The 12635-nt window shown below is 72.5% G+C and carries 13 protein-coding genes; 8 read left to right on the top strand and 5 right to left on the bottom strand.

What is annotated here, in order from left to right; translation table 11 throughout:
- Positions 1 to 87 precede the first annotated feature (87 nt).
- The 5 genes from ACZ6SA_RS16340 to ACZ6SA_RS16320 all read left to right on the top strand — a co-directional run bounded on the left by ACZ6SA_RS16340 (position 88) and on the right by ACZ6SA_RS16320 (position 5169).
- The gene (locus ACZ6SA_RS16340) at positions 88 to 333 is read left to right on the top strand and encodes an oligopeptide/dipeptide ABC transporter ATP-binding protein (RefSeq protein WP_465828630.1); all 246 of its coding nucleotides are present in this window, start codon (positions 88 to 90) and stop codon (positions 331 to 333) included.
- Entirely contained in the window at positions 330 to 1379 is a 1050-nt protein-coding gene (locus ACZ6SA_RS16335) for a LacI family DNA-binding transcriptional regulator (protein ID WP_465828623.1), read from the top strand. The genes ACZ6SA_RS16340 and ACZ6SA_RS16335 overlap by 4 nt, the downstream gene beginning before the upstream one ends.
- Positions 1380 to 1478: 99 nt before the next feature.
- Positions 1479 to 3020 carry an FAD-dependent oxidoreductase gene (locus ACZ6SA_RS16330; protein ID WP_347642267.1) on the top strand — a complete coding sequence of 514 codons (1542 nt, stop codon included), beginning with the start codon at positions 1479 to 1481 and terminating at the stop codon, positions 3018 to 3020.
- A 6-nt stretch (positions 3021 to 3026) separates the two neighbouring features.
- On the top strand, positions 3027 to 4496 hold the full coding sequence (locus ACZ6SA_RS16325; protein ID WP_465828621.1) for a family 16 glycosylhydrolase: 1470 nt from the start codon (positions 3027 to 3029) through the stop codon (positions 4494 to 4496).
- A gap of 112 nt (positions 4497 to 4608) precedes the next feature.
- Positions 4609 to 5169, top strand: coding sequence for a TetR/AcrR family transcriptional regulator (locus tag ACZ6SA_RS16320; protein ID WP_465828620.1), 561 nt, complete (start codon positions 4609 to 4611; stop codon positions 5167 to 5169).
- Positions 5170 to 5265: 96 nt separating this feature from the next.
- Here ACZ6SA_RS16320 and ACZ6SA_RS16315 read toward each other — a convergent pair whose 3' ends face one another.
- The gene (locus tag ACZ6SA_RS16315; protein WP_465828619.1) at positions 5266 to 5952 is read right to left on the bottom strand and encodes a hemerythrin domain-containing protein; all 687 of its coding nucleotides are present in this window, start codon (positions 5950 to 5952) and stop codon (positions 5266 to 5268) included.
- 43 nt (positions 5953 to 5995) lie between these two features.
- Complete coding sequence (locus ACZ6SA_RS16310; protein ID WP_347642271.1) at positions 5996 to 6463, bottom strand: MarR family winged helix-turn-helix transcriptional regulator; 468 nt, start codon at positions 6461 to 6463, stop codon at positions 5996 to 5998.
- A 111-nt stretch (positions 6464 to 6574) separates the two neighbouring features.
- On the opposite strand from ACZ6SA_RS16310, the gene ACZ6SA_RS16305 reads away from it, so the two are divergent.
- Positions 6575 to 6865: a DUF3040 domain-containing protein gene (locus ACZ6SA_RS16305; protein WP_465828617.1), complete on the top strand. Its 291-nt coding sequence runs from the start codon at positions 6575 to 6577 to the stop codon at positions 6863 to 6865.
- A 125-nt stretch (positions 6866 to 6990) separates the two neighbouring features.
- Positions 6991 to 8448, top strand: a complete 1458-nt coding sequence (locus ACZ6SA_RS16300) for an MFS transporter (RefSeq protein ID WP_465828616.1) — start codon at positions 6991 to 6993, stop codon at positions 8446 to 8448.
- A 91-nt stretch (positions 8449 to 8539) separates the two neighbouring features.
- On the opposite strand, the gene ACZ6SA_RS16295 is transcribed toward ACZ6SA_RS16300, so the two are convergent.
- Together ACZ6SA_RS16295 and ACZ6SA_RS16290 are read right to left on the bottom strand one after the other, a co-directional pair.
- Positions 8540 to 9691, bottom strand: coding sequence for a nucleotide disphospho-sugar-binding domain-containing protein (locus tag ACZ6SA_RS16295; protein ID WP_465828615.1), 1152 nt, complete (start codon positions 9689 to 9691; stop codon positions 8540 to 8542).
- A 92-nt stretch (positions 9692 to 9783) separates the two neighbouring features.
- On the bottom strand, positions 9784 to 10722 hold the full coding sequence (locus ACZ6SA_RS16290; protein ID WP_465828613.1) for an NAD-dependent epimerase/dehydratase family protein: 939 nt from the start codon (positions 10720 to 10722) through the stop codon (positions 9784 to 9786).
- A gap of 384 nt (positions 10723 to 11106) precedes the next feature.
- Here ACZ6SA_RS16290 and ACZ6SA_RS16285 point away from each other — a divergent pair, with 384 nt between their 5' ends.
- Positions 11107 to 11736, top strand: coding sequence for a hypothetical protein (locus ACZ6SA_RS16285; RefSeq protein ID WP_347642276.1), 630 nt, complete (start codon positions 11107 to 11109; stop codon positions 11734 to 11736).
- 39 nt (positions 11737 to 11775) lie between these two features.
- Here the strand turns inward: ACZ6SA_RS16285 and ACZ6SA_RS16280 are convergent, their stop codons facing one another.
- Entirely contained in the window at positions 11776 to 12624 is an 849-nt protein-coding gene (locus ACZ6SA_RS16280; protein WP_465828611.1) for a glycerophosphodiester phosphodiesterase, read from the bottom strand.
- Positions 12625 to 12635 lie beyond the last annotated feature (11 nt).

The raw sequence follows: 12635 nt of genomic DNA, 5'->3' as shown, positions 1-12635 counted from the left end.
TTCGCCCCCCCCCCCCCCCCCCCCCCCCCCCCCCCCACCCCCCCCCCCCCCCCCCCCCCCCCCCCCCCCCCCCCCGGCGCCGACGAGCTGGGGGAGCCGCCGAGCCTGGTGAACCCGCCCGCCGGGTGCCGCTTCCACCCGCGCTGCCCGTTCGCGATGCCCGAGTGCGAGCGGAGCGCGCCCCCGCGCACCGACCTGGGCGGCGGGCACTGGGCGCACTGCTGGCTGCACCAGAAGGGCCGGGCCGGCGAGCTCGATGCCACCACCCACGCGGCCGCCCCGGCCCTGCGAGCCGCCGGTGCCGGCGGCTCGGGAGAGGAGGAACGGCCATGACGCCCAAGCGCCGCGGGCAGGCCCCGCGCCAGTCCGACGTGGCCCGGCTGGCCGGGGTGTCCCAGTCGGCCGTGTCCCGCGTGATCAGCGGGGACGTGGACTCCGCGCGCATCCCCGAGGAGACCCGCCAGCGGGTGCTCGCGGCGATCAAGGAGCTCGGGTACGTCCCCAACGCGTCCGCGCGCAACCTGCGCAACAAGCGCAACAGCCTGATCGGCGTGCACACCTTCGAGGCGGTCTTCCCGCACGCCCGCGACGACTTCTACTTCGAGTTCCTGCTCGGCATCGAGGAGCGGGCCGAGCAGACCGGCTTCGACCTGGTGCTGTTCACCTCGACGGGGGCGGGCGACGGGCGGCGCAGGGTCTACCGCGACGGCACCAACCGGCTCAACCTGGCCGACGGCAGCGTGTTGCTGGGCGTCTCCACCGACCGGGCGGAGCTGGCCAGGCTGTGGGCCGACGGCTACCCGTTCGTGCACATCGGCCGCAGGGAGGTGCCCGGCGCGGAGATCCCGTGCGTGATCCCCGACTACCGCGGCGCCGCCATCGGCATCGTCGACAAGCTGGCCGGGCACGGCCACCGCCGCTTCGCGTACCTGCGCGAGCCCATGGAGATGGAGCCGTACGCCGACCGGCGCGACGGCTACCGCGAGGCGGTGGAGCGGCTCGGCCTGACCGACAGGTCGCCCGGCTTCCGCGGCGAGAGCGGACTGACCGGTGACTGGATCGACGAGCTGGTCCGCGGCGGCGAGACGGCCGTGGTCGCCGAGAGCGTCCGGCTGGCCGAGCAACTGCTGGGCGGGCTCAGGGAGCGCGGTGTACGCGTGCCCGAGGACGTCTCCGTCGCCGTGCTCGAAGCCACCTGGGAGGGCACCTCCGCCCGGTGGGACTCCTTGGAGATCCCGCGCGTCGCCATCGGCCGCATCGCCGTCGACCGGGTCATCGCCATGCTCGACCACCCCGACCAGCCACCCGAGAGCCTGCTCGTCCCCTGCCCGATCGTCCCCGGCACGACCATCGCCGCCGCCCGCGACGAGCGGCTCTAGACCCTGGCGACCACCTCACCCGGGCCGCGCCGCGACCCGGCGATGGCCCCTGTCCTCATCGACGCGGCCCTCTACACAACACGAAGGAGCCCACGGGGAATGACGGAACTCCGAACTGACGTGCTCATCGTCGGCGGCGGCCTGGGAGGCGTCGCGGCCGCGCTCACCGCCGCGGAACTCGGCCGGAAAGTGATCGTCACCGAGCACACCGGCTGGCTGGGCGGCCAGCTGACCGCGCAGGCCGTGCCGCCGGACGAGCACCCCTGGATCGAGCGGGAGTTCGCCCCGCCGGGCTACGCCGACCTGCGGCGCCGGGTGCGCGCCTACTACCGGCGCAACTACCCGGTGCGCCCGGGCGCCGGCCCGCTGACGGACCCCGGGCTCGGCATCGTCAGCAGGATGAACCACGAGCCGCGCGTGGCCGTCGCCGTCCTCGACGAGATGCTCGCCCCTTGGCGGGCGTCGGGTCTGATCACCGTCCTGCTCCGGCACGAGCCGGTCTCCGCGTGGACGAGCGGCGACCGGATCGACGCCGTCACGCTGCGCGACCTGGAGACGGGCGGGGAGCTGACCGTGGCGGCGCCGTACGTGGTCGACGCCACCGAGCTGGGCGAGCTGCTGCACCTCGCGGACGTCGAGCACGTCGTCGGGGCGGAAGGGCGCGACACGACCGGCGAGCCGCACGCCCCCGACACCGCCGACCCCCTCGACCAGCAGGCCATCTCGTGGTGCTTCGCGCTGGAGCACCGGCCGGGGGAGGAGCACGTCATCGACCGGCCCGCCGGCTACGAGCACTGGCGCGACACCGCCGCGCCGTTCTGGCCGGGGCCGCAGCTGTCCTGGACGGACGTCGTGCCCATCACGCTGGAGCGGCGCGAGTGGCGGCTGTTCGGCGACGGGACCGGGCACTTCGACCTGTGGCAGTTCCGGCGCATCCTGGCCGGCGAGCAGTTCACCGGGCTGCCCGACCTGACCATGGTGAACTGGCCGCAGATCGACTACTGGGAGAGCCCGCTGCTCGGCGCCGACCCCGCCGTCGCCCTGGCCGGCAGCCGGGAGCTGTCGTTGTCGTTCCTGTACTGGATGCAGACCGAGGGCGGCTACCCCGGCCTGCGGCTGCGGCCCGACGTGACCGGCACCCGCGACGGGCTGGCCAAGACCCCCTACATCCGCGAGTCGCGCCGCATCGTCGCCGAGTTCACCGTCCTGGAGCAGCACGTCGGCGTGCAGGCCAGGCCGGACGGCGCGGGCAGCGAGGTCTTCCACGACAGCGTGGGCCTCGGCCGCTACCGCATCGACCTGCACCCCAGCACCGCGGGGCGCACCTACGTCGACATCGAGGCGTACCCCTTCCAGATCCCGCTCGGGGCGCTCGTCCCCGTGCGCGTGGACAATCTGCTGCCCGCCAACAAGAACATCGGCACCACCCACATCACCAACGGCTGCTACCGGCTGCATCCCGTCGAGTGGGCCATCGGCGAGGCCGTGGGCGCGCTCGCGGCCTTCTGCCTGGACCGCGACCTGCCGCCGCGCAAGGTCCGCTCCGACGCCGCGCAGCTGTCGGACTACCAGCACCTGCTGAGCGACACGCTCGGCATCACGCTCGCCTGGCCGGAAGAGATCCGTACCCATCGAGAGTAGGAGCCCATGTCCCGCTTGAGCGCCACCGTGACAGCCACCGTGACAGCCACCGTGACCACCACCGTGACCGCCCTCGTCCTCGGCCTGCTGGCCCTGATCCCCGTCCAGCCCGCCACCGCCGCCGCGGGGGAGTCGTTCATCGACCGCTTCGACGGCGCCCTCGACACCAGCCGCTGGTACGTCTCCGACGGCTGGAACAACGGCGACCACCAGAACTGCCAGTTCAACAGGAACAACGTACGGGTGGAGGGCGGAGCGCTCACCATCGCCTTCGACGACAAGGCGTACGGGGAGCGCGACTACTCCTGCGCCGAGGTGCAGTCGCGGGCCCGGCTCGGCTACGGCACGTTCGAGACCCGGATGAAGGCGGGCAAGGGCAGCGGACTGAACTCCGCCTTCTTCTCCTACATCGGCCCGGTGCACGACCAGCCGTGGGACGAGATCGACTTCGAGGTGCTCGGCAAGGACACCACCAAGGTCGAGGTGAACTCGTGGGTCAGCGGCACCTCCTCCGGCGGATTCCCCGTCGCGCTGCCCGCCGACTCGGCCTCCGCGTACGTCGACTTCGCGTACGTGTGGGAGCCCGGCCGGCTGCGCTTCTTCGTCAACGGCACGCTGGTCAAGACGCTGACCGGTGGCCAGGTGCCCACCCACGAGCAGATCCTGTTCGCCCAGATCTGGGGCAGCGACACGCTGACCGGCTGGATGGGCCCCTTCGCCTACCCCGGCCACCCCGTCGAGGCGTCCTACGACCACATCGCCTACACCAGGCTCGGTGACCCGTGCCAGTTCACCGGCTCGGTCGCCTGCGCGGTCACCACGTCGTTCGTCGACGACTTCGACACCCTCGACACTTCGCGCTGGTACGTCTCCGACGGCTGGAACAACGGCGCCCAGCAGAACTGCACCTGGGCCCGCGACCAGGTCTCCGCCTCCGGAGGCATGCTCAACCTGTCGTTCACCAAGAAGGCGACCGGCGACCGGCAGTACGCCTGCGCCGAGGTCCAGACCCGCCGGCGGCTGGGTCACGGCACCTACGAGGCCAGGCTGAAAGGGGTCGCCGGGTCCGGTCTGATGTCGGCGATGTTCACCTACGTCACCGGCGAGGCCATCGACATCAAGGTCATGGGCCGAGACCCCGGCAAGGTCAAGCTCATGGCCTGGGACGACAAGACGCCGCTGGGCGAGACGCTGGCGCCGATCCCCGAAGGGTTCGTGGACGTGGGCATGGTGTGGTCGGACAGCGAGATCGACTACTACGTCAACGGCACGAAGGTCCACTCCGTGACGGACGCCGCGCGGCTGCCCCAGCTCGACGCCAACCTGTTCCTCAACGTGTGGGGGAGCGACACGCTGACCGAGCACATGGGGCCGTTCGAGGACCCGGGCAGGACGCTCACGTTCCAGGTGGACCGGGTCGCCTACACCGCCCCCGGCGACCCCTGCCCGTTCACCGGCTCCATCGCCTGCGCCTGACAGGGGTAGCGCGGGCCGTCCCTGACGGCTCGCGGTACCCGCGTCCCGCGCGCCGCTTGTTTCCGCTACGGTGCGGAGGGCCCGCCACTTGACGTTCCCGGAGGTGACGCCCATGCCCGGCCGGCGTGCGGACGCCCGGCGCAACTACGCGCGCATCCTCGCCGTGGCGGAGGCGGAGGTCGCCGCGCGCGGCGCCGACGCCTCCCTGGAGCAGATCGCCCGTACGGCGGGTGTCGGCTCGGCCACCGTGCGGCGGCACTTCCCCAGCCGGGGCGCGCTGCTGGAGGCGGTCTTCCGCGAGCGCATCGACGCCCTGAGCGCCCGCGCCCACGAGCTGGCCGGAGCGACGGACGCGCGGGCCGCGCTGCTGGAGTGGCTGGGCGCGGTCACCGCGTACGCCGCCGGCGCGCAGGGGATGGCCGCCGCGCTGGTGGAGGACGGGCTGCTCGGATCCGGGCAGGTGAGCGCCTGCGCGGTGACACTCACCGAGGCGGGGGAGCCGCTGCTGCGACGCGCGGTACGCGCCGGCGCGGTCGATCCCGGCGTGACCGTCGCCGACCTGCTCGCGCTGATCACCGGCATCGTCCTGGCCACGGAGCGCCGGCCGGATCCCCCCGCCGCGGCGGACCGGCTGCTCGAGCTGGCCGTGCGGGGGATCAGCCCGCAGAAGTGAGACCGTTCCCGGCCGCGGCGGCCCGGGGACGCGGGGCGGGATGGCCGGCGGGCGTGCACGGCCGGAGCGCACGCGGGCGCGGCGCGGCCGTCCGGATCATCTGCCGGGCCGGCGCGTGACGCGCACCCGCCACCGGACCGGCCCGCAGGCCAGGTAGGCGAAGCCGACGTCCGGGTCGCCGGCCGCCAGGGCGGCGCAGAGCCCGGCGGGGTCGGTGCGCGCGTACAGGTCGAGCCGTTCGCCCGGAGCCAGCCTGCGCAGCCGGTCTCCGACGGCGTCGAGCAGCCGGTCCGCGGGCAGCGCGTCCAGCTCGATGACGGGGCCTTCGGTGAGCGCGAACCACCGGTGCGGGCAGGCGCCGAGGGAGGCGGTCGAGATCGTCGGCCTGCCCGGCGCGGCCAGGGTCGCCTGCTCCACGGCGAAGTGGCGTTCGAGCTGGGTGAGCAGGTCACGGACGATGGTGGCCAGCTGCGCGGGGGAGCGGGTGCCGTCGCCGCGGGCCGCGACGGAGATGGTGTCCACGCAGGCGCGCAGCCGGGCGTGGTCGCGGGCCAGGCGCGACAGCTCGGGGGTGGCCTCGCTGGCGGGGAAGAGCAGCCGTTCCTCGTCGGTGACCTGCCTGATGAGCTCGGCGCGCAGATAGCGGGCCAGCGCCGCCAGCTCCCCGCGGGGCCACCGGTTCTCCGAGGCGATCCGCAGGACGCGACGGGCGCGGTCGGTGACGTGGGCCAGGAGGAGAGCGTGCTCCGAGGTCAGCGTGGTCGGCGTGGTCGCAGTGTCCATGATCCCTTCCTCAACCGTGTGGGTGGCCGGTGCCGTGGAACTCCTACGAAGGCGGCGTGCCGGGGCCGTCTGCCCGGGCGTCGGGAGAAGCTCCGTGCCAGGTCGGGGGCAGGAGGGCGGTGTCCATGCGCCGCAGCTCGTCGCGGTGCAGCGCGCTCAGGCGCCCCAGGACCCGTTCCCCCTCGCGGGTCAGCGTCACCCGCACCGCCCGGCCGTCGCTGGGATGGGCGTCCCGGCGTACGAGCCCCTGACCCTGGGCGCGGCTGACCAGCTCGACCACGCTGTGGTGGCGCAGCAGCAGCCGGTCGGCGAGCTCCCGCACGGTGGCCCAGTCGCGTCCCGGGAACCCCTTGAGGGCCAGGAGCAGCTGGTACTGCTGCGGCGTGAGGCCGGCGGCGCGCACCGCCTCCTCGCTGAAGCGCAGGTAGCTGCGGATGCCGAAGCGGAAGCGGGCCAGCGCCTCGAAGTCGTCCTTGGTCAGGGGCGTGCGCTCCGCTGCCTGGTCGTCCATCGCCCTGCCGTCCTCCTCCGCCGACGTACCCGTGGACTCCAGTTTATATCGTGTTACGATAGAAATCGTCCAGAAGGGTGATGGATCGCACCTGGCCCCCGGAGGTGTGTCGTGCTCGACGACCACGAACGTGAAACGTTGCGCGATATCCAGCGCCGGTTGCGGGTCGACGACCCCGACTTCGCGAAGTCCTTCGGCACCGGCACGCGACGACTGCGCCGCGCCGCGGCCACCGACCTGTCGAGACGGGCCTATACCGCCATGCTCGTCGTCAGCTCGGGATTCGGGGTGATCCTGCTGCTGGCCGGATCGCCGTTCCTCGCCCTGCTGTTCGCCGCGCTGGCCGTGTGGGTCTGGTACGCACGCGCGCAACGCGACGAGAACGACGGCGAACGGCCGTGACCGGGCGGCCTCCTGGCCGGGCGCGCGGGTGGCCGGGCGGAGGTCTGCCGTAGGCGGGGGATGGGTATCCCTTTCGGGGTCTCTGACAGCCTTGTGTTGTCTCGTCCCCGACCGAACGGAGCCCGGTGGCGCCTCCCCCCACCCCCAGCAGATCGAGCGCGCTCGTCACCGCCGCCCTGGCCTTCAGCGGCATGGTCGTGTCGATGATGTTCACCCTGATGGTGCCCATCATCCCCGACCTGCCGCGGCTGCTGTCGGCCTCGGCGGAGGACGCGTCCTGGGCCATCACCTCCACGTTGCTGTCCTCGGCGGTGTTCACACCGGTGAGCGGGCGGCTCGGCGACATGTACGGCAAGCGCCGCATGATGGTGATCAGCCTCGCCCTGATGGTCATCGGCTCGGCGATCTGCGTCTTCACCAGCGCGCTGCCCCTCGTGGTGCTCGGCCGTACGCTCCAGGGCTGCGCGGTCGGCGTGATCCCGCTCGGCATCAGCATCATGCGCGACCTGCTGCCGGCGGGGCGGCTTGGCTCGGCCATGGCCCTGATGAGCGCGACGCTGGGCGCGGGCGGCGCGATCGGGCTCCCGCTGGGCGCGGTCGTCGCGCAGTACGCCGACTGGCACATGCTCTTCCTGGTGGCCGCGGCGATGGGCGCGACGGGCCTGGTCCTGACCCTCACGGTCGTCCCCGACTCGTCGCTGCGCGCGGGCGGACGCTTCGACTTCCCCGGCGCGGCGGGCCTGACGGCCGGCCTGGTGTGCTTCCTGCTGCCCATCAGCAAGGGCGGCGGCTGGGGCTGGACCAGCCCGCTGACCCTGGGGCTGTTCGCCGCGGCGGCCGTCATCTTCGCCGTCTGGGCGTTCGTGGAGCTGCGGGTCGCGAACCCCCTGGTCGACCTGCGGACGACCACCCGGCGGCAGGTGCTGCTCACCAACCTGGCGTCCATCGCCTTCGGATTCGCCATGTTCGGCACCCAGCTGGTCTTCCCCCAGGTGTTGCAGTCCCCGCCCGCCTCCGGCTACGGGCTCGGGCTGTCCCTGTTCGAGGCCGGGCTCTGCATGGCGGTCGGCGGCGGCATGATGATCGTGCTCTCGCCCGTCTCGGCCCGCATCACCGGCGCCTACGGTCCCAAGGTGACCCTCGTGCTCGGCGCCCTGCTCGCCGTCGCGGGCTACGCCGGCGCGCTGGCGGCGATGACGGAGGTCTGGCAGGTCGTGCTGGCCGCCACCATCGTCTCGGCCGGGGCCGGCCTCGCCTACGCCGCGATGCCCGCCTCGATCATGAGCTCGGTCCCCGTCTCGGAGACGGCCGCGGCCAACGGTTTCAACTCGCTGATGCGCTCCGTCGGCACCGCCACGGCCAGCGCGGTGATCAGCACCGTGCTGGCCGCGCACACCGTGCGGCTGGGCGCCGCCGCGCTGCCCTCCCGGGACGGCCTGCACTACGCGCTGATCATCTCGGTGGCCGCCGGGGTGGCCGGGATGACCATCTCCGCCTTCCTGCCCCGGCGCCGGCCCGCCCGCCCGGGCGCCGGTCCCGAGCGCCTGGTGAGGCGCACGCCCGGCGTACAGGCGCCGTCATGACCGCTGTGCGGCCGGCGTCGGCCGGCGCACGTCAGGCCGCCGCCGGCGGGACGGTCATGGACCCGCGGGTGGCGGAACACCGCCGGGTCCTTCAGGCGACGGCCAGCTTCTCCAGGTCGGCGACGAGGTCGCCGGGCGTGGGCAGCAGGGCGTTCTCGTCGCGCAGCCGGGTGGCGGCCGTGCCGTACGCGGGATCGCCGAGCACGGTGGCGGCGGCGCGCTCGATGGCGGCCGCGTCGGCCTGGCGGTAGTCCACGCTCACCGCGGCGCCCGCGCCGCCCAGCCGTTCGGCGTAGTGGTACTCGTCGGCGTGCGACGGAACCATGATCATCGCTACGGACGACGCCAGCGCCGTCATCATCGTGCCCGCGCCCCCTCCGTTGACCACGGCGTCACAGGTGGGCAGCAGCAGGTTCAGCGGCATCGACTCGACGATCCGCACCTCGGGCGGGACCTCGCCCAGCAGGGCCCGCTGGCCGGGCGTGATCGCGGCCACCACCTCGACGGGCAGCTGCCGCAGGGCCGCGACGGCCAGCTCCAGGCCGTGCAGGGTGCCGGTGCGCTGGGCGAACATGTGCCCCCACGTGACGCACACCCGGGGACGCTCGACGGGCCGGAGCAGCCACGACGGCATGACGCCCGGCCCGTTGTAGGGCACGTACCGGATGTGCTTCCTGGGCAGCTCGGCGGGCTCCGCCAGGCTGGGCGGGCACGGGGCCACCGTGAGGTCGCCGAGCGGGTCCACGCCCTCCAGGCCGTACCGCGACCACAGCTCTTCCAGGACCGGCGCCTCGAAGTCGCGGCGCCCGTAGGTGGTGTCCAGACCCCACAGGTGCCGTACGGCGGGCACACCCAGGCGGCGGGCGGCGATGAGTCCCGCGTAGGCGCGTGCCTCGAAGACGACCAGGTCCGGACGCCAGCTCCCGGCGAAGGCGATGAGGTCGTCGGCGGCCGCGGCCGCGATGCCGGAGAACATGCCGATGGCGCGGGTCAGGCGCAGCCGCTGGTGCTCCTCGGCGGTCATGTCCTCCCGCGGGCCGAGGTCGTGGCCCTGCCAGAAGGTACGCAGGTCGACGTCCTGTCCCACGGCGATCGCCGGCAGCCCCGACCGGGTCACGGTGGCGGTGAAACCGGGCTCACAGGCCACCCGTACCTCGTGTCCCGCGGCGCGGAGCGCCCAGGCGACGGGGACGGTCGGGTGGAAGTGGGCCGCGGCTGCGATGGTGGTGAAGAGTATGCGCATGGGAGCGACCGTGCGCAGGGCCGGTGGAGATGAGGTGGAGATGCGGTGGAGAACCGATCGAGCACCCGTGGAGAGCCCGTGGGCCCCGGTGATCAGGCGGTCGAGTGCGACGACAGCACGCCGGCGTGCGCGCCCGCGGCCTCCCACATGGCCCGTACGGACTCCAGGTGGGGGCGGCGTGGCCGCCAGCCGAGCAGGCGTGTCGCATGCGTGATGTCCACCTGGGTCCAGTCGCCGCCCCTGGCCTGGACGGCGCCCGCCCGCTCGCGTACCGACTCCGGTGACCGCCCCGCCGCGGCCAGGAGGTCCTCGACGATGGTGCGGATGTTGATCGCCTGGCCGCTGCCGACGTTGACGAGCGGGTCGGCGGCGCGGTCGGCCGTCACTTCCACCACGAGGTCGGCGACGTCCCTGACATCGACGAAGTCGCGCCATGCGTCCACGATCGTCAGGTCGAGCTCCGCGCCGTCGCGCAGCTTGCCGAGGAGGCCGCCGAGGAAGCTGGCCTCGGCCGGGTGCGGGCCGTAGACGTTGGCCACCCGCAGCACGACGGCGTCGAGCTCCCCAGCGCGGACCGCGTCGAGGATGCGGCGGGAGCCCGCCAGCTTCGTGCGCGCGTAGACGCTCTGCGGCGCGGGGCGCAGCTGCTCCGTGATGGTCAGCCCGTGCGGCGTCGGGCCGTACTCGTGCACGCTGCCCACGTGCACCAGACGGGCCGGGCCCGGCAGCATCGTCATGGCCTCGATGAGCTGGTCGACGAGCCGGACGTAGGTGCGGTGCATCTCCTCGTCGCCCGCGACCCAGCCGCCTGTGGCGTTGACGACCGCCTCCACGCCCTCGTCGGCCAGCACCTTGGCCAGCTCCCCGCCGGAGAGCGCGGCGACGTCCAGCGGCAGGAACCGGTACGCGTCCAGATGGGCGGCGCGGCGGCGGGCCACCGCCACCGGCGGCCGCCCCTGGCGGGCGAAGGCGGCGCACACCTGCCGCCCCACGCAGCCGCTCGCGCCCAGCACCGCCACGCGTCCGGTCACAGAACCTTCGTTGAAAGTACCCATGGCCCGACGCTCGCGCCGGCCGGACGACGGCCCGTCGAGCGTCGCTGGACCGGGCCCGCCGGCCCGCTCCAGCGATAATCGAGCCGCACGCGGGCGCCCAGGGCCTCCGACGCGTGCATGCGTGAAATGCCGATGCGCGGAATGCCGCCAGGATTGGCGGGCCCAGGTCTGACCACACTCCGAAATCGGTCGTTCATTTCAACATTTCCACGCCATTTCGGGCCGGTGCGGCGCGGTGAATTCTATCGCCGCCGCGCGGATGGTGAGCTCGTCATGGCACATGTCAAGTAAGCGTGCATCATTGTTCAGGCGCGATTGCAGGGGTTGACCGTGTTCGGGATGCCGCCCTACCATGCGATCATGGAGATCCGATATCCGATTGAAAACAATGATTTTCAGCGTGACGACGTGAAGGTTTTCACCGTCAGTCAGGGCGGAGTCGGCGTCTCCCGGACGGGCGCCATCGATATCTACACCACAGGATTCGCGGGATGCACCGGTGTGATCATCACCTCGAAGGAGGGCGGCGGAGCCCTGGTCTCTCACGTCTCCCAGCTCGGGCACGGGATCGGACGGGGGGCCGCGGACGGTGAGGACGAGCGGCAGGCGAGAAAGAAGAACTATCTGATCGAGGCCACCCAGGGCGCACTCGACCTGGCGAAAAAGCACTTCGCGGACGGCGGCGCGCTCTCTCTGGCGCTTGTCCATGGCATGAAATCGGACCCCGACTTCGCTGACGAGCTCACGGCCGAAAACCCGGCCCTGGTGCATGTCCAGGATATCCGAGCCGATCGGGACAGGGCGGCGTTGCTCTATCTGGACACGCGGAAGAAGAGGCTCTACCTGTGGGGCTCCACCCAGCACGACCATTTCGACAAAATCGTGAGCGGGGTGGAGCTGTTCGAGGAGGGCCCACCGAAATGCTCCGCGCAGGGGACGCTCGAGCTGGTGCATGCCACGAACGGAATGCCCTGGCGTCTCTACGACTGAGAGATCCGGGGCGCGGCCACCGGACGCGCGGCGGCCGGCCTACCCGCAGGCGCCGGTGAGCCAGGCGCGATATTCCCTGGTGAAGTTCGTCATCACACTCTTCGGCGCCTGCGCCAGCACCTCCTGCCAGCGGCTCACGTTGCCGTTCCAGGAGGGTGGCGGCTCCGTCCAGCTCACGCTGTCGGTCCAGCGGGCCTCGGAGCCCTTGAGGAGGCCGGGGTGGCGCATGGCGAGCTCGGCCTGGATCCAGGAGTCCAGCGAGTAGACCAGGATGCGTTGGGAGGCCTGGCGTTCTTTGATCGGGTCGGAGATCTCCTTCCAGGCGGTCGCGGCGTAGGCGGGGTCGGACAGGACGGCTCTGGCCTCGGGCTTGACCTCCAGCAGGGCGATCAGCCCGGTTGAGCGCACGTGGTCGAGCCACTGCCGCAGCGTGTAGACCTGCTCTCCCGCGTACGGGCCGCGTGCGATGCGGCGGTCGCGCAGGTTGTCGCTTCCGGCCGCCCACCAGAGGTCGGTGATGTTCTTCCTCGTGCCCGTCAGCCCGTTGGTGGAGGTGTTGTGCCACATGACGGCCTTGGTGCCGTGCCGCGTGAGCTGGAGGTCGCCTTCCACCCCGTCGGCGCCCCTGGCCTTCTGGTCGTTCACGCCGCGGACGTTGTTGGGCTGGCGGATCTGGTCGCGTTCCCAGGGGTTGGGCCCTGAAGGATAGCCGCCGTGCCCGAAGACGAGCGGACAGGAGGCCGCGCGGGCCGTCGTCGCCTGGGAGTGCGCCGCGGGCGGCGTGACCGCGACGGCGATCGCGGCCAGCGAGGTCACGAACGCAGCCTTCGTCCTGATCAGCATCACATGCGACTCCGTCCGTGGGGGGCCGGGCTGGGTGATCCGCACGGGCAGAGTAT

It is taken from the genome of Nonomuraea sp. NPDC049378 (assembly GCF_055586745.1).
This window is presented reverse-complemented; position numbering and strand designations above follow the sequence as displayed.

Bases quoted from the DNA above. Each gene is read 5' to 3' on its own strand.
- ACZ6SA_RS16335 (WP_465828623.1), top strand. From the start codon at position 330: ATGACGCCCAAGCGCCGCGGGCAGGCCCCGCGCCAGTCCGACGTGGCC.
- ACZ6SA_RS16330 (WP_347642267.1), top strand. From the start codon at position 1,479: ATGACGGAACTCCGAACTGACGTGCTCATCGTCGGCGGCGGCCTGGGA.
- ACZ6SA_RS16325 (WP_465828621.1), top strand. From the start codon at position 3,027: ATGTCCCGCTTGAGCGCCACCGTGACAGCCACCGTGACAGCCACCGTG.
- ACZ6SA_RS16320 (WP_465828620.1), top strand. From the start codon at position 4,609: ATGCCCGGCCGGCGTGCGGACGCCCGGCGCAACTACGCGCGCATCCTC.
- ACZ6SA_RS16315 (WP_465828619.1), bottom strand. From the start codon at position 5,952: ATGGACACTGCGACCACGCCGACCACGCTGACCTCGGAGCACGCTCTC.
- ACZ6SA_RS16310 (WP_347642271.1), bottom strand. From the start codon at position 6,463: ATGGACGACCAGGCAGCGGAGCGCACGCCCCTGACCAAGGACGACTTC.
- ACZ6SA_RS16295 (WP_465828615.1), bottom strand. From the start codon at position 9,691: ATGCGCATACTCTTCACCACCATCGCAGCCGCGGCCCACTTCCACCCG.
- ACZ6SA_RS16285 (WP_347642276.1), top strand. From the start codon at position 11,107: ATGGAGATCCGATATCCGATTGAAAACAATGATTTTCAGCGTGACGAC.